Annotated in this window: 18 protein-coding genes; 12 read left to right on the forward strand and 6 right to left on the reverse strand. The window is 32.7% G+C overall.

The features are described 5' to 3' along the window. Positions 1-38: 38 nt before the first annotated feature. From AAYQ05_RS01680 to AAYQ05_RS01690, 3 genes are all read left to right on the forward strand, one after another. Entirely contained in the window at positions 39-365 is a 327-nt protein-coding gene (locus AAYQ05_RS01680; protein WP_111378726.1) for a YtxH domain-containing protein, read from the forward strand. Positions 366-439: 74 nt separating this feature from the next. Then, complete coding sequence (locus AAYQ05_RS01685) at positions 440-790, forward strand: competence protein (RefSeq protein WP_111422884.1); 351 nt, start codon at positions 440-442, stop codon at positions 788-790. 2 nt (positions 791-792) lie between these two features. Next, complete coding sequence (locus tag AAYQ05_RS01690; protein WP_177211520.1) at positions 793-1,047, forward strand: DUF6327 family protein; 255 nt, start codon at positions 793-795, stop codon at positions 1,045-1,047. A gap of 20 nt (positions 1,048-1,067) precedes the next feature. Here the strand turns inward: AAYQ05_RS01690 and AAYQ05_RS01695 are convergent, their stop codons facing one another. Beyond that, complete coding sequence (locus tag AAYQ05_RS01695) at positions 1,068-2,051, reverse strand: SPFH domain-containing protein (RefSeq protein ID WP_343540727.1); 984 nt, start codon at positions 2,049-2,051, stop codon at positions 1,068-1,070. 253 nt (positions 2,052-2,304) lie between these two features. Further along, positions 2,305-3,810, reverse strand: a complete 1,506-nt coding sequence (gene gltX, locus AAYQ05_RS01700; RefSeq protein WP_343540728.1) for a glutamate--tRNA ligase — start codon at positions 3,808-3,810, stop codon at positions 2,305-2,307. Positions 3,811-3,972: 162 nt separating this feature from the next. Here gltX and AAYQ05_RS01705 point away from each other — a divergent pair, with 162 nt between their 5' ends. From AAYQ05_RS01705 to AAYQ05_RS01735, 7 genes are all read left to right on the forward strand, one after another. Further along, the gene (locus tag AAYQ05_RS01705) at positions 3,973-7,374 is read left to right on the forward strand and encodes a coiled-coil domain-containing protein (protein ID WP_343540730.1); all 3,402 of its coding nucleotides are present in this window, start codon (positions 3,973-3,975) and stop codon (positions 7,372-7,374) included. Continuing rightward, positions 7,371-7,790 (forward strand): rRNA maturation RNase YbeY, encoded by a 420-nt coding sequence (gene ybeY / locus AAYQ05_RS01710; protein ID WP_091490075.1) that lies wholly within the window; start codon positions 7,371-7,373, stop codon positions 7,788-7,790. Before AAYQ05_RS01705 ends, ybeY begins: the two co-directional genes overlap by 4 nt. A gap of 636 nt (positions 7,791-8,426) precedes the next feature. Beyond that, the gene (mnmG, locus tag AAYQ05_RS01715) at positions 8,427-10,298 is read left to right on the forward strand and encodes a tRNA uridine-5-carboxymethylaminomethyl(34) synthesis enzyme MnmG (RefSeq protein ID WP_343540733.1); all 1,872 of its coding nucleotides are present in this window, start codon (positions 8,427-8,429) and stop codon (positions 10,296-10,298) included. A 440-nt stretch (positions 10,299-10,738) separates the two neighbouring features. Then, positions 10,739-11,587 (forward strand): class I SAM-dependent methyltransferase, encoded by an 849-nt coding sequence (locus AAYQ05_RS01720; RefSeq protein WP_343540735.1) that lies wholly within the window; start codon positions 10,739-10,741, stop codon positions 11,585-11,587. A gap of 237 nt (positions 11,588-11,824) precedes the next feature. Beyond that, a complete protein-coding gene (locus tag AAYQ05_RS01725; protein WP_343540736.1) occupies positions 11,825-12,409 on the forward strand; it encodes an OmpH/Skp family outer membrane protein in 585 nt (194 codons plus the stop codon). 102 nt (positions 12,410-12,511) lie between these two features. Next, entirely contained in the window at positions 12,512-14,791 is a 2,280-nt protein-coding gene (locus tag AAYQ05_RS01730; protein ID WP_343540738.1) for a helix-turn-helix domain-containing protein, read from the forward strand. Positions 14,792-14,869: 78 nt separating this feature from the next. Continuing rightward, complete coding sequence (locus AAYQ05_RS01735; protein ID WP_343540739.1) at positions 14,870-15,631, forward strand: hypothetical protein; 762 nt, start codon at positions 14,870-14,872, stop codon at positions 15,629-15,631. 65 nt (positions 15,632-15,696) lie between these two features. Here the strand turns inward: AAYQ05_RS01735 and AAYQ05_RS01740 are convergent, their stop codons facing one another. Continuing rightward, positions 15,697-16,668 (reverse strand): HU domain-containing protein, encoded by a 972-nt coding sequence (locus AAYQ05_RS01740; protein WP_343540741.1) that lies wholly within the window; start codon positions 16,666-16,668, stop codon positions 15,697-15,699. Between the two features lie 238 nt (positions 16,669-16,906). Here AAYQ05_RS01740 and dprA point away from each other — a divergent pair, with 238 nt between their 5' ends. Next, complete coding sequence (gene dprA / locus AAYQ05_RS01745; protein ID WP_343540742.1) at positions 16,907-18,007, forward strand: DNA-processing protein DprA; 1,101 nt, start codon at positions 16,907-16,909, stop codon at positions 18,005-18,007. Positions 18,008-18,262: 255 nt separating this feature from the next. Here the strand turns inward: dprA and trpS are convergent, their stop codons facing one another. Continuing rightward, entirely contained in the window at positions 18,263-19,237 is a 975-nt protein-coding gene (gene trpS, locus AAYQ05_RS01750) for a tryptophan--tRNA ligase (RefSeq protein ID WP_343540744.1), read from the reverse strand. 123 nt (positions 19,238-19,360) lie between these two features. Beyond that, a complete protein-coding gene (locus AAYQ05_RS01755; RefSeq protein WP_343540745.1) occupies positions 19,361-19,738 on the reverse strand; it encodes a GxxExxY protein in 378 nt (125 codons plus the stop codon). A gap of 223 nt (positions 19,739-19,961) precedes the next feature. Between AAYQ05_RS01755 and AAYQ05_RS01760 the strand changes: the two genes are divergently transcribed. Further along, entirely contained in the window at positions 19,962-20,705 is a 744-nt protein-coding gene (locus AAYQ05_RS01760) for a lysophospholipid acyltransferase family protein (RefSeq protein WP_343540746.1), read from the forward strand. Positions 20,706-21,258: 553 nt separating this feature from the next. Here AAYQ05_RS01760 and recA read toward each other — a convergent pair. Then, positions 21,259-22,266 carry a recombinase RecA gene (gene recA / locus AAYQ05_RS01765; protein ID WP_281634344.1) on the reverse strand — a complete coding sequence of 336 codons (1,008 nt, stop codon included), beginning with the start codon at positions 22,264-22,266 and terminating at the stop codon, positions 21,259-21,261. Positions 22,267-22,408: the final 142 nt, after the last annotated feature.

Below are 22,408 nucleotides of genomic sequence, written 5' to 3' on the forward strand. Positions count from 1 at the left end.
AAGAGTATCTTTATTAATAATTTTAAATTGTAACTATCATGTCTAAGAATTTAAATACAGCAGCAGCAATTTTGGCTGCAGCGGCTGCAGGAGCGGCAATTGGAATTTTATTTGCTCCAGATAAAGGATCAAAAACAAGAGCAAAAATTAAGGAAGGTATCGATGATGCTAAACATAATCTGAAAGATTCTTTTGATGCGAGCTCTGAAGTTCTTCGTGAAAAATTTACGAGTGCTACTCATAATCTTGACGGAACTTTGAATGAGTTACTTTCTAATGTCAGCCATAAAACTGAAGAAGTAATTACTTTTTTAGAAACTAAATTGGCTGAGTTAAAAGCTCAAAACGCTAAACTTCAGAAATAATATTTTTATAAAGCACATTACTTGCTTATTTTTATAAGAAAGTTTTGTGCTTTTTTTTATCTAAAATTTTAAATATGGCTTTTGAAGAATTAAAAGAAAACACCGAAAAAGTTCAAGATCAGGCTAAAGAATATATTGATAGTCACTTAGCTTATTATAAACTTTGGGGTTTTAAAGTTGCAATGAAATCAACAACTTTGATCTTTAAGTTTACTTTGATTTTATTGTGTTTCAGTATGGTGATGATTTTTGGTTCTTTCGCCGCAGCGTATGCTTTTGGTTCTTTGTTTGAAAGTAATGCTCTCGGATTTTTGACAGTAGGAGGTATCTATTTAGTGATTACTATTTTGCTTTTCTTTATAAAAGACAAATTTGTTGAAGGACCAATTTTGGAGAAATTTTCAGAAATCTTTTTTAATGATTAATTATGGAAAGAAAAAAATACTCATCGTATGCTGAGATTGAAAGAGATCTAGAAATTTTGAAATTGGAGAAAGAAATCAATTATCAGAAATTGGTTTTGAGTTTTCAGAAAACAAAGGAAAGTATCACTCCGCAAAATATTGTAAATGGTTTCATTTCATCTTACACGGATTACTTTTCCAATTCTTATGTAAAAATTCTACAGACCATTTTACCTTATGTAATCGGTTGGTTTATAAATAGAAAAAGAGGCGATTAAGCCTCTTTTTTATTTTAAAATTATTGTTGAACATCTGGTTGAATGTCATCTTCATAACCTGATTGTCTGTGAGTTGGTTTTGGTTTTTCAATTTTCTTATTTCCTTTTTTCATCATTTCGCCAACTTGGTTTGAAGCTGTAAATGATGCAACCATATTATTTAGCATATCGCTTCCAGCTTGTGGAGAATTTGGAAGAAGAATTAAGTTGGAGTTTGTATCAGATCCAATAGATTGTAAAGTATCATAATGCTGAGTAACTACAATTAGGGCAGAAGCTTCTTGCGAATTGATTCCAACTTGGTTCAAAACTTCAACACTTTCTACAAGACCTCTTGCAATTTCACGACGTTGATCTGCAATACCTTGTCCTTGTAAACGTTTACTTTCTGCTTCGGCTTTTGCTTTTGCAACGATTCTAATTCTTGAACTTTCTGCTTCAAATTCGGCGGCAGTTTTTTCTCTGTCAGCGGCGTTGATTCTATTCATCGCATTTTTTACCTGGATGTCTGGATCAATATCGGTAACCAAAGTATTGATGATATCATATCCGTAAGTAGACATTGCTTCGTTCAATTCACGTTTTACTGCAACTGCGATATCATCTTTTCTTTCAAAAACATCATCCAATTTTAGTTTTGGAACTTCGGCACGAACTACATCAAAAACGTAAGAAGTAATCTGATCGTGCGGATATTCAAGTTTATAAAAAGCTTCATATACTTTTTCCTGGATTACTTTGAACTGAACTGAAACTTTCATTTTAATAAAAACATTGTCTCTAGTTTTAGTTTCAATGATAACATCCAATTGCTGAATTTTAAGATTTACACGTCCGGCCAATCTGTCAACCAACGGAATTTTAAGTTGTAATCCTGAATTTCTTACACTCTGAAATTTTCCAAATCGTTCGATAATAACAGACGATTGCTGTTTTACAGTAAAGAAAGACGACATGAAAATGAAGAATGCCAATACTAAAAAGATAATAAATGCTGTACTCATGGTTATATAATTTATATTTATGATTCTGGTAAATTACGAAAATTCTTCTAAATTAAAATTTTAAAACATTAAAAAAACGCTAAGAACATTTAGTCGATGTTTCTTAGCGTTTGTTTTTTTTAACCATTAAATTCATTAAGATAATTAAGTCAAAACTTTATCAAGACAATTAAGCTTTATGAACTTAAGAAACTTTCCTTTTTTTACCATTAAGTTGAGTTTAATTTTCTTAATATCTTAATGGTAAAATATTTTATAAAATAGAAATTGCTTTCTGAATTCTAGAAATAGTTTCTTCTTTTCCAATAATTTCAACAATGTCAAATAGGTGAGGACCTTTAAGTGCTCCAACCAAACTTAGACGGAAAGGTTGCATTACTTTACCCATTCCGATTTCGTTTTTAGTTAACCAATCTTTCACGATTGTTTCAATATTTGCAGAAGTAAAATCTTCGATATTTTCTAAAACAGAAATCAGTTCCTGCATTAAAGTTGGAGTTTCTTCTTTCCAATTTTTACTTGCTTTCTCATCATAAGATGTTGGCGCTTGGAAAAAGAAATCTGTCAGATCCCAAAATTCAGAAACAAAGTTTGCTCTTTCTTTAATTAATGAAACAATTCTAGTTAGATCATATTTAGAAACATCAATGCCTTTTTCTTCTAAAATAGGAGAGAAGGTTTTTGCTAAATCTGCGTCATTTTGTTTTACTAAATATTGGTGGTTGAACCATTTGTTTTTCTCTGGATCAAATTTTGCTCCAGCTTTGTGAACTCTATTCAAGTCAAAAGATTCAGCTAATTCTTCTAAAGAAAATAGTTCTTTATCAGTTCCATCATTCCATCCTAAAAGAGCAAGGAAGTTTATAACTGCTTCTGGGAAAAATCCTTTTTCTCTATATCCAGATGAAATTCCTTCTTCAGTTTTCCATTCTAATGGAAATACTGGGAATCCCATTTTGTCTCCATCTCTTTTTGATAATTTACCATTTCCAACTGGTTTCAAAATCAAAGGTAAGTGTGCAAATTCTGGAGCTTCCCAACCAAATGCTTTGTACAATAAAACGTGAAGTGGCATAGATGGCAACCATTCTTCACCACGAATTACATGTGAAGTTTCCATTAAATGATCATCTACAATATTGGCTAAATGATACGTTGGCATTCCGTCACTTTTGAAAAGAACTTTATCGTCCAAAAGATTTGTTTCAAACTTCACATCTCCACGAATGATGTCTTTCAAATGTAAAGTTTCATCAACCGGAGTTTTAAAACGAATTACATAATGTTCTCCATTCGCAATTCTTTTAGCAACTTCATCAGCAGAAATTACCAATGATGTATCTAGTTTTTCACGATTGTGATGATTGTAAATAAATGTTTTTCCTTCAGCTTCGTGTTGTTTTCTATGTGCATCCAAAGCTTCAGGAGTATCAAAAGCATAATATGCCCAACCAGAATTTATCAACTGATCTGCATATTGCTGGTATAAAGCTGCACGTTCGCTTTGTCTGTATGGACCAAATTTTTCATTTTTTCCAACCGTTTCTTCTGGAGCAATTCCTAACCATTCAAGAGCTTCCATAATGTAAGCCTCTGCACCAGGAACAAAACGAGTCTGATCTGTATCTTCAATTCTTAGATAAAAAACACCGTTATGTTTTTTTGCAAATAAATAATTAAATAGGGCAGTACGAACTCCGCCAATATGTAACGGTCCAGTGGGACTTGGTGCAAAACGCACACGAACTTGCTTTGACATTTGTTTAAATTTTGTTGCAAAGATACGACTCTGAATTAGAAAATTAGGTAATGAGAAAATTTGATAATTCGTCATGTTAAGCTTAATTGACTAATTTTCTAATTGATCATTATCTAATTAATAATTATTACTTTTATGGGTTATAATTAAAACAGATTTATTTTGAAAACATCATCTGCAATATATCAAAAGTTAGAGGCTTTCATTAAGAAATATTATACCAATGAACTGATAAAAGGAATATTACTTTTCACCGGTTTTGGTTTATTATATTTTTTGTTTACGCTTTTTGTAGAGTATTTTCTTTGGTTGAAACCATTAGGAAGAACTTTTCTATTTTGGTTATTTGTTGGAGTTGAAGTTTTCCTTTTAGTCCGTTTAATCCTTTTTCCATTGTTCAAGTTATTTAAACTTCAAAAGGGAATAGATTATACTGAGGCTTCAAAAATTATTGGAAATCATTTTACAGAAGTAAGTGATAAGCTGACTAATTTTTTACAATTGTCTTCTGAAAATAATTCAGAAAGTTCAGAATTGGTTTTGGCTTCGATAGAACAGAAAGCGAATTCACTGCAACCAATTCCATTTGGAAATGCAATTAATTTTAAAGCTAACAAAAAATATCTGCCATTAGCTTTAGTTCCAATTTTGCTTTTTGCTGTTTTTTATATTTCTGGAAATAGTAATGTAATTTCTCAAAGTTTGAATAGAGTAGTGCATTTTAATTCTGCATTTTTACCACCAGCTCCATTTAAGTTTGTGGTTTTGAATTCGAATTTACAAGCTGAACAAAACAAAGATTTCGTTATCAAAATGGAATCTGTTGGAAATGTAGTTCCAGAGAATGTTATGATTCATATTGGAAATGAAAGCTATTTTATGGAATCTTCTCAACCTGGAAAGTTTGAATTTAAAATTGAAAAGCCTTCTGAAAATATTCAATTTTCTTTTGAAGGAAATTCGGTAGTTTCAGAAGAATACGAATTAAAAGTTATCACAGTTCCATCTATTGCAAACTTCGAAATGGTTTTAAATTTTCCTTCTTATCTAAAGAAAAAATCAGAGACAATTCAAGGAACTGGAAATGCAATTGTACCTGAAGGAACGACCGTAACTTGGAAAATGAATACCAAATCTACACAAGAAGTTGAATGGAAAAGAGATAATGAAGTATTTAAGTTCAATAAGGTTGAAAATGACTTTAAATTGAGTAAAAATATTAGTCAAAATACAGAATATCAAATTCTTACGTCTAATGATAAGGTCAAAAACTACGAAAAACTAGATTATCAGCTCTCTGTTATCAAAGATCAGTTTCCAATTATCAATGTTGGCCCTGCGCCAGACAGTTTGAAGCTGGATAAGAACTATATTCTAGGAAGATTAGGTGATGATTACGGACTTTCGAAATTACAAATTGTATACTACGAACGTAATAAACCTCAATCTGCTAAGCGTGGAAACATTCCTGTTAAGACTGGAGTATTTGATCAGTTTGTTTTTAATTTTCCAAGTAACCTTCCAGTAGAAGAAGGAGTTTCATACGAGTACTATTTTGAAGTTTTTGATAACGATGCACCACACGGATTTAAGAGTACAAAGTCTTCTACGTTTTCAGATCGTGTAGCTACAACAGATGAAATTCAGGATCAGGAATTACAACAGCAAAATCAAAATATCAATAGTTTATCTAAATCTTTAAAGAACCAAACGAAGCAGATTTCAGAAATGGATAAGCTTCAGAATACAGGAAAAGAAAAAGATAATTTAGAGTTTAAAGATCAGCAGAAGATCAATGATTTTATCAAACGTCAGAAACAGCAAGACGAAATGATGAAGCAATTTTCTGAAAAGATGAATCAGAACTTAGATAAATTTAAGGATGATAAGAAAGATAAAACTGCTGAAGATTTACAAAAGCGTTTAGATAATGCACAGAAAGATTTAGAAAAGAATCAGAAATTATTAGACGAACTGAAGAACTTAAATGACAAATTAAACAGTGAAGAGCTGTTTGATAAGATGGAAAAATTCAAGCAAATCAGTAAAAACCAATCTCGTAATCTAGAACAATTAGTCGAGTTAACCAAACGTTTTTATGTTTCAAAGAAAGCAGAGCAAGTTGCTGAGAAACTAAATAAACTGTCAGAACAACAGGAACAGTTATCTAATAAAGAAAAAGAAAACACTAAAGAGAAGCAGGATGAAATCAATAAATCTTTTGATAAGATTCAGGAAGATTTAAAAGATTTGAAAGAGGAAAATAAGACTTTGAAGAAACCTTTGGATATACCATCAGATGCTTCTAAAGAGAAGGATGTAGATAATGATCTTAATAAAGCTTCTGAAGAATTGAGTAAAAAGAATACTTCTGGAGCTAAACCAAAACAGAAAAGTGCTGCAAAGAAAATGAAGTCTATGGCTCAAGAAATGCAGAGCGAAATGGAAGGTGGTGAACAAGAACAATTGGAAGAAGATGTAGCAATGCTTCGTCAGATTCTAGATAATCTTTTAGCTTATTCTTTATCGCAAGAAGATGTGATGAAACAGTTCAAAGCAATGAAATTGGGTTCCTCTACATTTACAAAAAACATTAAGATTCAGCAGAATTTGAAACAGCAGTTTAGACATGTTGATGATAGTTTGTTTGCACTTTCATTACGTAATCCAAAAGTAGCTGAAGACGTAACTAAAGAAATTGGAAACGTTCAATACAACATGGACAAGGCAATTGAAACTTTAACTGATGTACAGATTCCAAGAGGAGTTTCACATCAGCAATATGCAGTTTCATCTGCTAATAAGCTAGCCGATTTCTTAAGTGATTTATTGAATAATATGCAGATGTCTATGTCTAAACAGGGAGCAGGGAAACCTAAACCAGGTGACGGACAAGGAATGCAATTGCCAGATATTATTCAGAAACAAAAAGGACTTGCTGATAAGATGAAAGAAGGTATGAAACCTGGACAGCAATCAGGAGATAAACCTGGAGAAGGAAAAGATGGAAAATCTGGGCAAGGACAAAATGGGCAAGGAAAAGATGGTCAGGGTAAAGAAGGGCAAGGTAACAAAAGTGGAGATAAAGGTTCTTCGGGTAAAGATGGAAAGAATGGAAAGGGAGAGAAGAACGGTAATGAAGGAGAAGATGGAGAAGGTGATGCTGAAGCTATCATGGAGATTTACAAAGAGCAAGTCAAACTTAGAGAAGCATTGCAAAAAGAATTAGCAAAGAAAGGTTTAGACTCTCAAGGTAAATCTGTAATAGACCAAATGAAACAATCTGAAAAGCAGATTTTGAATAAGGGTTTTAAGAATGAGAACTTGCAACGTATATTAAATATTCAGCAAGAATTATGGAAATTGAATAACGCAGTTCAACAACAAGGTCAAGATACGCAAAGGCAATCTGAAACTAATAAGGCTGAATTTACTAATCGTTCTAATGCTTTGCCAAGTTCACTATTGGAATATTTAAACAGTGTAGAGATATTAAACAGACAATCACTACCTTTGCGCTCGAATTTTAATCAAAAAGTTCAAGAATACTTTAATACAAAATGATAAATTTTAATTACGAAACAGATTTTACTTTAGGAGACGAGCAGGCTTTTAGTGACTGGCTTAGTGCTGTAATTGTTTCTGAAAATAAGAACGAAGGAGAAATCAATTATATATTTTGTGATGATGAGTATCTTCATAAAATCAATGTAGAATATTTAGATCACGACACCCTAACCGATATTATTAGTTTTGATTATACTGTTGGTAACGAGTTGAATGGAGATATTTTTGTTTCTGTAGAACGTGTTGCAGACAATGCAAAAGACTTCAACGTTTCATTTGCTGAAGAACTTAAAAGAGTACTATCTCACGGTATACTTCATTACTGCGGATACAAGGACAAGACAGATGAAGATGCTCAATTAATGAGAGCAAAAGAAGAAGAAAAGATGAAGATGTTTCACGTGGAACAGTAATTAAATTTCTTTTTTATTATAGATATGTTTCACGTGAAACGTTTTTAAATTTTGATTTTTGCAACGTTCCACGTGAAACATATTTAGTAATTATAAGTGGAAAATAATAACGTTCCACGTGGAACGTTATATAGAAAATTCGATTAAATCGTTCCACGTGGAATGATTTTTAGGTTTGAATTTAAAAGAGTAAAAGGTGATGTTTCACGTGGAACGATTCTTGAAATTGAAATTTTTGAGATTAATATTTTGAAAGTTTCACATGAAACGTGAGAAGTTTAGAATGGAAATTTAGAATGTTTCACGTGAAACATTTACTTTGAAAGTTCTGTTTAAAAGTTCTGTTTGGAAGTTCTGTCTGGAAGTTCTGATTTGGAAGTTCTGTTTGGAAGTTCTAGTTTGGAAGTTCTAGTTTGGAAGTTCTAGTTTGGAAGTTCTAGTTTGGAAGTTCTAGTTTGAATGAAATAAAAAGATGTTCCACGTGAAACGTTTTTTTAGATTCCAGAATTTGGAAGTTCCAGTTTTAACTTGAAAATTGAAACTTGAAACAAAATAAAAAGTTCCACGTGGAACAAGAAAAAAATAAATGTAATTCTAGAAACCGCATTTGAGGTTTTTGGAGAATAATAAAACAAAATGTTTTTAGAAGAATACGATGTTATTGTGGTTGGTGCAGGCCATGCTGGTTCTGAAGCTGCGGCTGCGGCTGCAAATTTGGGATCGAAAACTTTATTGGTTACAATGAGTTTGCAGAACATAGCACAGATGTCTTGTAATCCTGCGATGGGTGGAATTGCAAAAGGACAGATCGTTCGTGAAATTGATGCGCTTGGTGGTTATTCAGGAATTGTTTCTGATAAGACTGCAATTCAGTTTAAGATGTTGAACAAATCAAAAGGACCTGCAATGTGGTCGCCGAGAGTGCAAAGTGATAGAATGCGTTTTGCAGAAGAATGGAGAATGATGTTGGAGGCGACTCCAAATCTTGATTTTTATCAAGAGATGGTAAAAGGGTTGATAATCGAAGATGGAAAGATAAAAGGAATTAGAACTTCGCTTGGTGTGGAGATTCGTTCTAAATCTGTGGTTTTGACAAATGGTACTTTTTTGAATGGTTTAATTCATATCGGAGAAAAACAATTCGGAGGAGGTAGAGCAGGAGAAAGTGCTGCAACCGGAATTACTGAAGATTTGATCAAAGCAGGTTTTGAAGCTGGAAGAATGAAAACAGGAACGCCACCTCGAGTAGATGGACGTTCTTTGGATTATTCTAAAATGAATGAAGAAAAAGGAGATGCAAAGCCAGCCAAGTTTTCTTATTCAGATGTGACCGCTCCATTAACGCATCAGCGTTCTTGTTACATGACGTACACTTCATTGAATGTTCATGATATTTTGAGAGAAGGTTTTGATCGTTCTCCAATGTTCAACGGAAGAATCAAAAGTTTGGGACCAAGATACTGTCCATCGATTGAAGATAAGATTAATCGTTTTGCAGATAAAGAACGCCACCAATTATTTGTTGAGCCAGAAGGATGGAATACTTGCGAAGTTTATGTAAACGGATTTTCAACTTCACTTCCAGAAGATATCCAGTTCAAAGCGCTTCGTTCTGTTGCAGGTTTTGAAAATGTAAAATTCTTTAGACCTGGTTATGCAATCGAATATGATTTCTTTCCGCCAACACAATTGAAACATACTTTGGAAACAAAGTTAGTTGAAGGATTATATTTTGCAGGTCAGATTAACGGAACTACGGGATATGAAGAAGCAGCTTCTCAAGGTTTGATGGCTGGAATAAATGCACACTTGAAAGTACATGAAAAAGATCCGTTGATTTTAAAACGTGATGAAGCGTATATCGGAGTTCTAATTGATGACTTGATTACGAAAGGAACGGAAGAGCCATATCGTATGTTTACATCAAGAGCAGAGTATAGAACTTTGTTGCGTCAAGATAATGCCGATTTCAGATTGACTCCAATGTCATATGAAATTGGTTTAGCTTCTGAAGATCGTTTACGAAGAATGGAAAAGAAATTAAACGAATCTGAAAAGATGGTTCAATTCTTCAAAGAAACTAGTGTTACGATTGCAGAAACAAATCCTATTTTGGAAGCAAAAGAATCAGCACCGATTTCTCAAGGAGATAAAATGTTTAAGATTTTTTCTCGTCCACAAATTGAATTGGAGGATATGTTGAAATTTGAAAAGGTTGAAGCATATATCAAAGAAAATGATTTGGATGAAGAAATTGTTGAGCAGGCGGTAATTCAAGTTAAATATTCTGGCTATATCGAAAAAGAAAGAAATAATGCAGATAAATTAAATCGTTTGGAAGAAGTAAAAATTCCAGATAATTTCGATTATAACAAAATCAAGTCCATGTCGATTGAAGCAAAACAGAAATTAAGCAAGATTCGTCCTGTAACTATTTCTCAAGCTTCAAGAATTAGCGGAGTATCGCCAAGTGATATTTCTGTTCTTTTGATTTATATGGGAAGGTAAAAAAGTTTTCGGTCTCAGTTTTTAGCTTTCAGTTTTTAGCTTTCAGTTTTTACTGAGACTATAAACTGGGACTAAGAACTTTTAAATGTTCCACGTGAAACTATTTTTTATTTTTAGGATATAGTATAAATCTAAAATCTAAAGTTAGGAATCTTAAATTTTTGCTGTTCCACGTGAAACCTTTTGCTGAAACAAGATTGATTTTTTGAAATAATTTGAACTATTAGCCGTTTCAGATGGAAAGAAAATCAGATTTGAAAAGGATATTCTTTTGCAAAGAGATGAATAAATTAAATTTGCAATTATGTTGAATTATCAATTTTGAAAGAATCAAAAAAGAATTTAGAAGAATAAAATAAAACAAAAAATCCTAAAAGCGATAAAATTTCGTTTTTAGGATTTGCTATAAATTAAACCCAAATATCTATTAAATTTAAAAAATGAACGTTTTAAATAAAAAACATTTTCTTACGGTAAAAGACCATTCTGTTTCAAAAGAAATTTTTGATTTGTATTACGATGAAGAATTAGATATGCTAATTACTTCTCCACAACCTGAACTTCAAAATTTGGGCAAGTATTATGAAAGCGAAGATTATATTTCACATACAGACAACAAACGTTCGTTATTTGAAAAAGCATATCATTTCGTAAAAAATATTGCGCTTAAGAATAAATTGAATCTGATCAATAGCCAGCAATCGAAAAAAGGAAAACTTTTAGATATTGGAGCTGGAACAGGAGATTTTCTTTTAACTGCAAAAAATGACGGTTGGGAAACCATTGGAGTAGAACCAAGCGATCGAGCAAAAAATATTGCTAAAGAAAAAGGAATTTCATTTGTAGAAGAAACTAGCACTTTAGAAAGTAATTCTTTGGATGTAATTACAATGTGGCATGTTTTGGAACACGTTCCAAATTTAGAACTTCAGATTCAAGAATTAAAGCGTTTGTTAAAACCAACTGGAACATTAATTATTGCGGTTCCAAACTATAAATCGTTCGATGCGGGTCATTATGAAACTTTTTGGGCTGCGTATGATGTGCCGATTCACTTTTGGCATTTTTCAAAAAAATCAATTCAATTGCTTTTTGAAAGAGTGGATATGAAATTAGAAAAGATACTTCCAATGAAGTTTGATTCTTTTTACGTAAGCCTTTTATCCGAAAAATATAAAAATGGAAAAATGAATTACATCAAAGCTTTTTTCATTGGTTTAAAATCAAATTGGAAAGCAAAAAGCTCAAAGGAATATTCATCGCATATTTACGTTTTAATAAACAAATAAAAATCAAAAATCATTTAAAGTCGTTTTGCCTCTAAAAGACAAGATGGCTTTTTTTAGCTAATCCAAAACAAGACAAAAAATACCTAAAATATGGTGATAACATTGGCTTATGGCTATATTTTTTTCGATAAATAAAAACAATATCATAAATTTTACGCATTTTTTAAACTTTATGTTGATGCTATTGATTTTTTTATATTTTTGTCTTCAATACTTAAAAAAATAGAATTATAAAAAATGAAAAAAGCATTAGTTATTATCGCACTTTCAGTTTTCGCAGTTTCTTGTAACAAAACAGCAGAGGTAAAGGAAGTAAAAACAGCTTACGTGGATACTTCGGTTTTGATGAAAGAATACACTGAGGCAAAAGATTTAGAGGCAAAGTACAAAGCTCAAGCGGAAGAAAAAGGTAGACAATTACAAGCTGAGATTTCACGTTTTAAACAAGACGCTGCTAGTTTTCAAAGTCAGGCACAAGCAAACGGTCAAGCTTGGGCACAGCAAAGAGGTGCTGAATTGCAAAAAAGAGAGCAGCAATTAGGTTATGCACAACAAGCATTGGCTCAACAATTACAACAAGAAAGTGGTGTTGAGATGGATTCTCTTGTTAGTGGAGTTAAAAAATTCATTAAAGATTACGGAAAGAAAAACGGTTACTCTTACATCTACGGAACAGGAGATGCTGCAACAATTTTGTATGCTGAAGAGAAATACGATATTACAAAAGAAATTATCAAAGCTTTAAATGATAAATACAAAGCAGAGCCAAAGACAGATGCAAAACCAGCAGCTGAGACAAAAGAAGGCGAAGCAAAAAAATAAAAACTACCAAACTAACTAAATTACTGAAAACCTAAATCCACTAAGATTTAGGTTTTTTCTTTTTATAAAAATGCGGTAATTTTATTTCTTAATACAAGCCCAATGCAGAACGTTTCAGAAGCGGCAGCTTATACTTTGCAATTTATCAATCAGACTCAAAAATCTATTTTTCTTACCGGAAAAGCAGGTACCGGAAAAACTACGCTTTTGCGTGAAATCATCGCAACAACGCATAAAAATACCGTGGTAGTTGCACCAACGGGAATCGCTGCTTTGAATGCTGGAGGTGTAACCATTCATTCCATGTTTCAGCTTCCGTTTTCTGCTTTTATTCCGTCGTACGAAGCGAGTGCGCAATTTACAGAAACGGTAAAGTTTGAAAATAAAGAATCGTTGCGTCGTCATTTCAAAATGAATAACGTGAAGCGAAACGTAATTAAAAACATGGAGCTTCTGGTTATTGATGAAGTAAGTATGATGCGCGCCGATTTGTTGGACGCTGTCGATTTCATGATGCAGACGGTTCGAAGAAATACACAGCCTTTTGGTGGAGTCCAGGTTTTGTTTATTGGAGACTTGCTGCAATTGCCACCAGTGATTCGTGATGAAGAATGGCGAACGCTGAAAAATTATTACCGTGGAAAATTCTTTTTTCATTCTCATGTTCTCCAAACGTATCCGCCAATTTATATTGAATTGTCAAAAATCTATCGCCAGACCGATGATGCTTTTATTTCAGTTTTGAATAATTTGCGAAACAATCAGATCACGCCACAAGACATAGCTATTCTAAATCAATATGTTAAGCCAGATTTTGACTTTAAAGAGAACAAAGGCTATATAACACTTACAACGCATAATGCTAAAGCAGATTCTATCAACTCACAGTCAATCAATGATTTAGATGGTAAAGAATACGTTTATACGCCATTTGTGGTGGGAGACTTTCCAGAAAAGATATTTCCTGTTGAGGAAGAACTGAAATTAAAAGTCGGCGCACAGATCATGTTCGTCAAAAATGATTTGTCTTTTGAGAAAAGATATTTCAACGGAAAAATGGGTGTAATCAAATCGCTTTCAGATGAAGAAATCTTTGTTCATTTTCCAGAAGAGAACATGACGCTTGAAGTAGAAAAGTACGAATGGAAAAATATCCGCTACAAAGTCAACGAACAAACAAAAGATATCGAAGAAGAGGTTTTGGGAACTTTTGCGCATTACCCGATCAAGTTGGCTTGGGCCATCACGGTGCACAAAAGCCAAGGTTTAACCTTTGACAAAGCAGCGCTTGATGTATCGCAAGTTTTTCTGCCTGGACAAGCCTATGTAGCACTTTCGCGTTTGCGTTCGTTAGAAGGGCTTATTTTGCTTTCTCCAATGCAGATGAATGGTATTTCGAACGATCAAGATGTGATGGATTACGCTTTGAATAGAGCGACAGAAGAGACTTTGGAGAAAGCGCTTCACTTCGAAACCAAAAATTTCATTCATAACTATTTGATAAACAGTTTTAATTGGGGAGAATTGGCGCAAGAATGGCGAAATCATCGTTTCAGTTATAACGAAAATGCAACAGGTTCGGAGAAAGCGAAACATGCCGTTTGGGCGCATAAACGAATGGAAATTATGGAGCAGCTTTTAGATCCTTCGCAGAAATTCATTTCGCAACTCAATAAAATTTTCATCAAAGAAACGGTCGATTTGTTTTTTGTAAAAGAAAGGGTAGATGCGGCCTATGATTATTTCTTCAAACAAATGGATAAGTTGGTCGATGATCTGATTTACAAAATGGCTGAAATTCAAAAATTTAAAAAAGTTAAAGAGTTTTATGAAGAGCTTAATTTTTTAGAAGATCTTCAAACCAAAGCCGTTTTGCGATTGATGAAAGCCAAGTTATTGATTGAAGTTGTTGTTGCCGGTGAAGAAATCAGTAAAGAAAAGCTTTCGTCGCCAAATATTAAAAATTACAAAACGAACAAAGCGGAAAGGATAAGAGAAGAGCTAAAAACGATAAATACAGACATTTTTAGGGCCGAAGAACCTGTTGTCCGATACAAATCAGCTAAGACAGAGAAAAACGAGCTTAAAACGGCTAAAAAAACGACAGTCGAAGAAACGTACGATTTGTGGATGGATAAAAATTCTATTGAAGATATTGCGAGAATGCGTAAGTTGAATGTTCAAACTATTGAGGGGCATTTGATACGACTTATTCAAGCGAAGAAAATTGAAATTACTGATGTTCTTCCGTATGATAAAATTTTGGCCTTGCGTGAGGCATTCCAGTTTTATCAAGAAGAATCTTTGAGTCCTTTGAAAGAAAAATATGGAGATGAATTTACTTGGGATGAATTGAAAATGTTTAAAGCGAGCATAAATTAATTTCTGAAGCGTCCTACGTGAAACACTGTTTTCTGTTTTTCAAAAATCTAATTTCTAACGCATTAAATTATTTTTCATATGAAAACATTTAAAATATTGCTAACAATTTTGGTGTTTAATTCTTCGTTTTTGATTGCTCAGGATTTGAAACCAGAATATCAAAAGTTCATTTCGAAGTTTATTCTGGAGGTGAAAAACAGCGATAAAGAAGCAATTGCAAAACGAATAAAATTTCCCTTCAAGAGAGAATATCCAATTCCGTCAGTAAAAGATAAAGCAGATTTTATAAAAAGATATAATCAAATTTTTGATAAAGTTTTGATTGAAAAAATAACAAAATCGGATCCTTCAAAGGATTGGTCAGAAGTGGGTTGGCGTGGCATTATGCTCAATCAAGGTGATTTGTGGATCGATACCGATGGAAGAATCATCAGTATCAATCATCAAACTGACGAAGAACTGAAAATGAAAAATTCGCTGATTGCAGCACAGAAGAAAAATGTAAACTCTTCGATTTCAAATTTTAAAGAACCGATTGCCGTTCTTGAAACCTCAAAATTTAGAATAAGAATTGACGATTTGGGAAATAATAATTATCGTTATGTTTCTTGGGGAATTAAAAACAAAATGACCGACAAACCTGATTTAGTAATCGAAAATGGAATTTTTGTTGCAGATGGTACAGGCGGAAATCATCATTACGAATTCAAAAAAGGAAACTTCAGATATGAGTGTCATTTTATTGTTTTAGGCGAAAAAGATTCGGCGCCTTCGGCGTTAATTGTATATCAATCAGGAAAAGAAATTTTGTCGCAAGATGCCAAAATTGTTTCACGATAAACATTGCGGAATATTAAGTTTAAGTCAAAAAAAAACCCGTTTTAGAAGAACGGGTTTTTTTTTATTTATAGATTTTCGACCAGAATCCAAGCTTGTGGATTTTCGCCTTTTTGTATTTCTTTTTGAGCTTGTTCTGCTTCTTTCATAGTTGCGTAGCTTCCGTATAAAACAGGAAATAATCCGTGTTTGTTTTCTTTCAACATCCTCGCTTTGAAACCATCTTTAATTAGTTGATTATATGCTTTTCTTGCATTCTGCTCGCTTCTAAAAGCACCAGCCATAATGTGATATGGCATTGTTGTTTCGACAGTTTCAACTTTAGCAGAATCAACAGAAAGTGTTACAGCAGGAAGTGGACTTTTAATAAAGAAAGTTGCTTCTTGAATTTTGTTCTGTACTTTTTTCTGAACTGCTTGTTCTACAACAAGTGTTTGGTTATCAATTTGATTTTGATACAATGGGTAACCAATGCTTCCTGTAATTCCAAGTCCTAAAACAAGAATTGCAGCATATCGCAAGAATGGATTTGAAGATTTGGTTTCTTCTTCATTTTCGTATAATAAAACAGCATCTTTTTCTTTTGCTGCGATTTTTTCGATTTTTTTCTCGAAAGCTTCTTTTTTCACCATTGGTGAAACAAAAGGACTTAATCCGAAAGAAGTAGATAGAAAATTGGTTTGATCGTTTGGTTTAAAAACAATATTGCTTTCAGAATTTAAACGCAGCTCTCCAATGTTCTTTAAAAGAATCACGCCTTCTTCTTCCAATGTTTTTTTCCAGTTTAAAACCTCAAAAGCAATTGCGCTAACAGCAAAACCATAAGATGTTTTTTCTGCTTGTGCAATATGATTTGCCAACAATCCATCGTTATTTTTGATACGACTGTTGAAAGAAATGGTTTTTTTTGGAGGAAAAAACGAATTAGTGCTTTCATTCAGCTGCGCTGAGTGAGTTTCGGTTAAAAATGCACCAAATCCTGGAATCGTTACACACTGATAACGATACAATAACTGTGAGATATATACTTCGATTTTCATATTAACAAAGTTAGACAACGCGTATAGTTATCAAAATTTTATTCACAATTTTTATTAACAATTCGGAATTATTTTTAGACAATTCGTTTTCAATAGATTAACTTATTTGTTTTGCTTACGTAATAAGCCGTGCTAAAATTATTTTTTAAATTTATTAAGAAATTACTTTGTTTTATTGATATTTGCGCTTTAAAGAAAGTAGGTTTTATTTTTCTATTTTACATAATGTTATAACAAGATGACAGATCAAGAATTGTTTAATTTACTTGCCTTATTAAAGGTTGATGGAGTAGGAGATATAATGGGCAAAAAATTGCTTAATTCCTTTGGTGATGTCGAAGCTATTTTTAAAGCAAAAAGTCAACATTTGGCTGCAGTTGATGGAATTGGATCTGTTTTATTAAAAAATCTAAAAGATAAAAGTGTTTTTGAAAAAGCAGATAAAGAACTGACTTTTATAAAAAGCAACAATATTAAGGTTTCATTTTTTCAGGATGAAAATTATCCAGAGCGTCTCAAGCATTGCATTGATGCGCCAATTCTGATATTTACTGCGGGAAATCTAGATTTCAAAAACAAAAAAATAATCAGTATCGTTGGCACACGTCAGATTACTTCTTATGGAACTGATTTTTGTAGAAAATTAATTGAAGATTTGGCTCCATTAGATCCAGTGATTGTAAGTGGATTTGCTTATGGAGTTGATATCGTAGCACATCAGGTGGCAATGGATTTAAATTTACAAACTGTTGGTGTGCTGGCTCATGGTTTAAATCAGATTTATCCGAGAACGCACAAAAAGTATATGGCCAGAATGGAAGAGAACGGTGGATTTATTACTGAGTTTTGGAGCGATTCGAATCCAGATAAAGAGAAATTTGTGCGTCGAAACCGTATTGTTGCTGGAATGACGGAAGCAACAATTGTAATTGAATCTGCCGATAGAGGTGGATCTCTAATTACAGCAAATATGGCCAACGAGTACAATCGAGACGTTTTTGCTGTTCCTGGAAGAGTCACAGATAAATACAGTCAAGGCTGCAATAACTTGATTAAAACCCAGAAAGCAAATGTGTTGACAGATGCCGCTGATATAATCTATATGTTAAATTGGGATATTAAAGAAAAACCAAAAAATATTCAGAAACAGCTTTTTGTAGAATTAGAATCCGAAGAACAGAAGGTTTACGATTTTCTTATAAAAAACGGGAAAGAGTTACTCGACATCATTGCAATTGAATGTGAAATACCAATTTTTAAACTGTCTGGAATTCTGATTGGTATGGAATTAAAAGGTGTTATTAGACCACTTCCTGGAAAACTTTTTGAGTCAATTTAACGCAGAAAATCCTATATATTATTTTCTTGTAAAATGTTTGTACAATCGATATAAAATATAAATCAGCAGTAAGCCGAAAATTATATTTAAGATTTGAAATACATAAGAGGGAACATTGTAATCTTCAATATACTTATCCATTCTTTTTGTTTTTAAAAGATTAATATACTTGAAGTTACAAAAATATATGATAAAAGAAAAACGCTGAGCAATTTTAGTAATGTTCAGCGTTTTATAGAATATTGTTTTTTAAATTTATTTTTGAAATCCTAGAACCTCTCTAACTTTTGCCAAAACACCATCAGCAATAACCGAAGCTTTTGCAGCACCTTTTTTCAATAAAGCGTCAACTTCTTCTAGATTGTTGATGTAGTAATTATATTTTTCTCTTTCTGTTTTGAATTTTTCAGTAATCAATTCGAACAAAGCTTGTTTAGCGTGACCGTAACCATAATTTCCGCCTAAATAATTTGCTCTCATTTGTGCGATTTGTTCTTCTGTTCCTAATAGAGAATAAATTGCAAAAGCATTACAAGTATCAGGATTCTTTGGAGCTTCAAGTGGAGTTGAATCTGTTTCAATGCTCATAACTTGTTTACGCAGAGTCTTATCGTCCAAGAATATATTGATGATATTGTTTGCAGATTTACTCATTTTTCCTCCGTTTGTTCCTGGAATCAGCATAATATTCTCTTGAATTTTTGCTTCAGGAAGAACAAAAGTTTCACCCATTTGGTGGTTAAAACGAGCCGCAACATCACGAGTAATTTCTAAATGCTGTAATTGATCTTTTCCAACTGGAACAAATTCAGCATCATACAATAAAATATCAGCAGCCATTAACATCGGGTATGTAAAAAGTCCGGCATTAACATCATCCAAACGATCGGCTTTATCTTTGAAAGAATGTGCTAAAGTCAATCTTTGAAATGGAAAAAAACAGCTCAAATACCAAGTCAATTCTGTAGTTTGCACTACGTCCGATTGTCTGTAAAATGTAACTTTTTCAGGATTTAATCCGCACGCAAGCCAAGCCGCAGCAGTACTGTACGTGTTTTCTCTTAAAGTCTTTCCGTCTTTAATTTGAGTGATTGAATGCAAATCGGCAATAAACAAATAAGATTCATTTGATGGATCATTTGATAATTCGATTGCCGGAATAATTGCTCCTAATAAATTTCCTAAATGCGGTGTTCCTGTACTTTGAACACCCGTAAGTATTTTTGCCATTCTCGTTTTTTCTTATACTTGATCTGCAAAGTTCGTTTTTTTAGCGCAGAGTTCACAGAGTTTTTCGCAGAGTTTGGGAAGATTTTTTGAGTTTTTTGAAGACCACGGTTTTTTTCTGTTTCTTTAGATATCATTTATCACTCTTCTAATACCGTTTTTCAAAAGAGACTCGTTAAAATTAATTAGCAAGCCGAGTTTGCATTTAGCTAGTTTGAGATAAGTTAATGTTTGTGCCAAATGGTTTACCGTTAAAGCTTCAACAGCTTTAATTTCAATAACAAACTTATTTTCAACCAATAAATCGATTCGATATCCGCAATCTAGTTTTATCTCCTCGAAGATTAATGGCATTGGCTTTTCTTTTTCGACAAGTAGTCCACGTTGTTTAATTTTATAAAAAAGACATTCTTGATAAACATTTTCTAACAAACCTGGTCCAAGTTTTCTGTGTATTTCGATTGCTAGACCAATAACAATAGTCGAAATTTCATTTTCATTCATTTTTATTTAATTTTAATACATAATTTCGTATAAAAATAAATAATTTTATTGTAAGTTTCTGTTTCTTTTGCAAAAGAATAGCAAAACTCTGAGAACTCAATTAAATGCATTTCTCTCAAAAACTTCGTGTACTCAGTGAAAAACTCTGTGATCTCTGCGTTACAAAACAATAGAATTAAGTTAATATTTATAAAATCATTTCTGTTTTCTTATTTTTGAATCTATGAAAATATTTAAAATTGCTTTTTGGATTCTTTGGAGAATTTGGTTTTACGTTTTGATGGCCATTCCAATACTGATTATGTTGCCTTTTCTGGTTATTTCTATACTTTCTGAGAAAGGATATCCATATTTCTTTAAAATGGCCCGCATTTGGGCTAAATTTATCCTTTTCGGAATGGGTTTCTTTTATACCGTAAAACGCGAGCAGAAGCTCGTTAAAGGGAAAAGTTACATGATAGTGGCCAATCATACTTCTATGACGGATATTATGCTTACGTTGGCTTTAATTAAAAATCCATTTGTTTTTGTTGGGAAGAAAGAGCTTGTAAAGATTCCGCTTTTTGGATTTTTCTATAAACGTACTTGTATTTTGGTTGATAGAAGTTCGTCTAAAAGTAAAAATGAGGTTTTTAAAAGAGCTCAAAACAGATTGAATCAAGGTTTAAGTATTTGCATTTTCCCAGAGGGCGGAGTTCCAGATGACGAAAGTATTTTGCTGGATGAGTTTAAAGACGGTGCATTCAGATTGGCAATCGATCATCAGATTCCGATTGTGCCGATTGTTTATCCAGATAACAAAGAGCGTTTTTCATATACTTTTTTGAGTGGAAGTCCAGGAAAGATGCGCGCTAGAATTTTACCTTTCATAGAAACAAAAGGATTGACAAGCGATAACAGAAAAGAATTAAGAGATCAAGTTAGAAGTATGATTTATAATGGTTTAATTGATTATCAAAAGGAATAACCATAAAAACATTATGTAAAGTACAAAAGCCGGTAGACTTAAAAGTTTACCGGCTTTTCTTTGAATTAAAAACCCCTATTTTTATTCAAAAGCTTATTATCTGTGAATTATCTTTTCTGAAATAAAACGCAATACTTTTTTAAATTTCAATTTGGTTTTTCTTCGGTTTTTATTGTACAACAATTCTATTTTTTCTTTCATGGTTAAAAATATTAATGGTTGATAATAAAGAGTTTAGTTAATAACTCAAGTTAATGTCACATTATTATAGATATCGAAAAATTAAAAAGGTTGCGCTGGAATTGAAGAAAATTTGACAAAAACCCGTCAGTTTGAACAACCAACGGATTTTTTACTCAAATAACCAACCAATGTAAATTCTAAAAAAAACCGAAATTGATATATGGCAGTACCAATTATAAACTGCTTTTTTATACAGATGGAAGGTTGGTAAAAAGGTTGCGTGAAAATTTCATTTTTTATGTCAAAATAAAAAAGCCGAATGATTTTTTTAGAATCATTCGGCTTTTAAAGCGTCTTTATTGACTTATTTTTAGGCGTTTGCCAATTCTTTCATATGATCTTTAATTTTAACTTCCAGTTCGTCAGCTAGTTCTGGGTTATCTTTAATTAAAGCTTTAACGGCGTCACGTCCTTGTCCTAATTTGGTGTCACCATAACTGAACCAAGAACCTGCTTTTTTAACGATATCAAATTCTACAGCTAGATCTAAGATTTCACCAGTTTTAGAAACACCTTCTCCGTACATAATGTCAAATTCGGCAGTTTTAAAAGGTGGTGCCACTTTGTTTTTAACAATTTTAACTTTAGTTCTGTTACCAATTACATTTTCACCGTCTTTGATCTGAGCAGAACGACGAATATCTAAACGTACAGAAGCGTAAAATTTAAGTGCATTACCTCCGGTTGTCGTTTCAGGATTTCCGAACATAACACCAATTTTTTCACGAAGCTGGTTGATGAAGAAAACTGTACAGTTTGTTTTACTGATAGTTCCAGTAAGTTTTCTCAAGGCTTGAGACATCAAACGTGCGTGAAGACCCATTTTAGAATCTCCCATCTCACCTTCAATCTCACTTTTTGGAGTTAAAGCTGCAACCGAGTCAATTACAACGATGTCTATAGCGCCAGAACGAATAAGATTTTCAGCAATTTCTAAAGCCTGCTCTCCGTTGTCTGGCTGAGAAATAATTAAGTTCTCAATATCAACATTTAATTTCTCTGCATAGTTTCTGTCAAAAGCATGTTCCGCATCGATAAAAGCAGCAATACCGCCTGCTTTTTGAGCTTCTGCAATTGCATGAAGCGTCAAAGTGGTTTTTCCAGAAGATTCTGGACCATATATTTCGATAATTCTTCCTTTTGGATATCCGTTTACTCCAAGAGCTAAGTCAACACCTAGTGAGCCAGAAGAAATCGTTTCTACTTCTACAATGGCTTTATCGCCCATTTTCATTACGGTTCCTTTTCCGTAGGTTTTGTCAAGTTTGTCAAGCGTTAATTGTAGTGCTTTTAATTTGGCTTCTTTCTCTGAACTCATTTTTTTCTAAATATCTTAAATTATTATTTTGTCTTTCTGGATAAAAATAAGAAAATTCCTTAATAATCTTATTAGTCAGTTTTATAATTTGTAAAATTACTTCTTTTTTTGAAGTTTGATTGTTCCAAATTGTCACAAAATC

The organism is Flavobacterium movens (assembly GCF_039581425.1).
Taxonomy (GTDB): domain Bacteria; phylum Bacteroidota; class Bacteroidia; order Flavobacteriales; family Flavobacteriaceae; genus Flavobacterium; species Flavobacterium luteolum.

Excerpts from the sequence above, each read along its gene's own strand:
- AAYQ05_RS01680 (WP_111378726.1), top strand. The coding sequence starts at position 39 with ATGTCTAAGAATTTAAATACAGCAGCAGCAATTTTGGCTGCAGCGGCT.
- AAYQ05_RS01685 (WP_111422884.1), top strand. The coding sequence starts at position 440 with ATGGCTTTTGAAGAATTAAAAGAAAACACCGAAAAAGTTCAAGATCAG.
- AAYQ05_RS01690 (WP_177211520.1), top strand. The coding sequence starts at position 793 with ATGGAAAGAAAAAAATACTCATCGTATGCTGAGATTGAAAGAGATCTA.
- AAYQ05_RS01695 (WP_343540727.1), bottom strand. The coding sequence starts at position 2,051 with ATGAGTACAGCATTTATTATCTTTTTAGTATTGGCATTCTTCATTTTC.
- gltX (WP_343540728.1), bottom strand. The coding sequence starts at position 3,810 with ATGTCAAAGCAAGTTCGTGTGCGTTTTGCACCAAGTCCCACTGGACCG.
- ybeY (WP_091490075.1), top strand. The coding sequence starts at position 7,371 with ATGATAAATTTTAATTACGAAACAGATTTTACTTTAGGAGACGAGCAG.
- mnmG (WP_343540733.1), top strand. The coding sequence starts at position 8,427 with ATGTTTTTAGAAGAATACGATGTTATTGTGGTTGGTGCAGGCCATGCT.
- AAYQ05_RS01720 (WP_343540735.1), top strand. The coding sequence starts at position 10,739 with ATGAACGTTTTAAATAAAAAACATTTTCTTACGGTAAAAGACCATTCT.
- AAYQ05_RS01725 (WP_343540736.1), top strand. The coding sequence starts at position 11,825 with ATGAAAAAAGCATTAGTTATTATCGCACTTTCAGTTTTCGCAGTTTCT.
- AAYQ05_RS01730 (WP_343540738.1), top strand. The coding sequence starts at position 12,512 with ATGCAGAACGTTTCAGAAGCGGCAGCTTATACTTTGCAATTTATCAAT.
- AAYQ05_RS01735 (WP_343540739.1), top strand. The coding sequence starts at position 14,870 with ATGAAAACATTTAAAATATTGCTAACAATTTTGGTGTTTAATTCTTCG.
- AAYQ05_RS01740 (WP_343540741.1), bottom strand. The coding sequence starts at position 16,668 with ATGAAAATCGAAGTATATATCTCACAGTTATTGTATCGTTATCAGTGT.
- dprA (WP_343540742.1), top strand. The coding sequence starts at position 16,907 with ATGACAGATCAAGAATTGTTTAATTTACTTGCCTTATTAAAGGTTGAT.
- trpS (WP_343540744.1), bottom strand. The coding sequence starts at position 19,237 with ATGGCAAAAATACTTACGGGTGTTCAAAGTACAGGAACACCGCATTTA.
- AAYQ05_RS01755 (WP_343540745.1), bottom strand. The coding sequence starts at position 19,738 with ATGAATGAAAATGAAATTTCGACTATTGTTATTGGTCTAGCAATCGAA.
- AAYQ05_RS01760 (WP_343540746.1), top strand. The coding sequence starts at position 19,962 with ATGAAAATATTTAAAATTGCTTTTTGGATTCTTTGGAGAATTTGGTTT.
- recA (WP_281634344.1), bottom strand. The coding sequence starts at position 22,266 with ATGAGTTCAGAGAAAGAAGCCAAATTAAAAGCACTACAATTAACGCTT.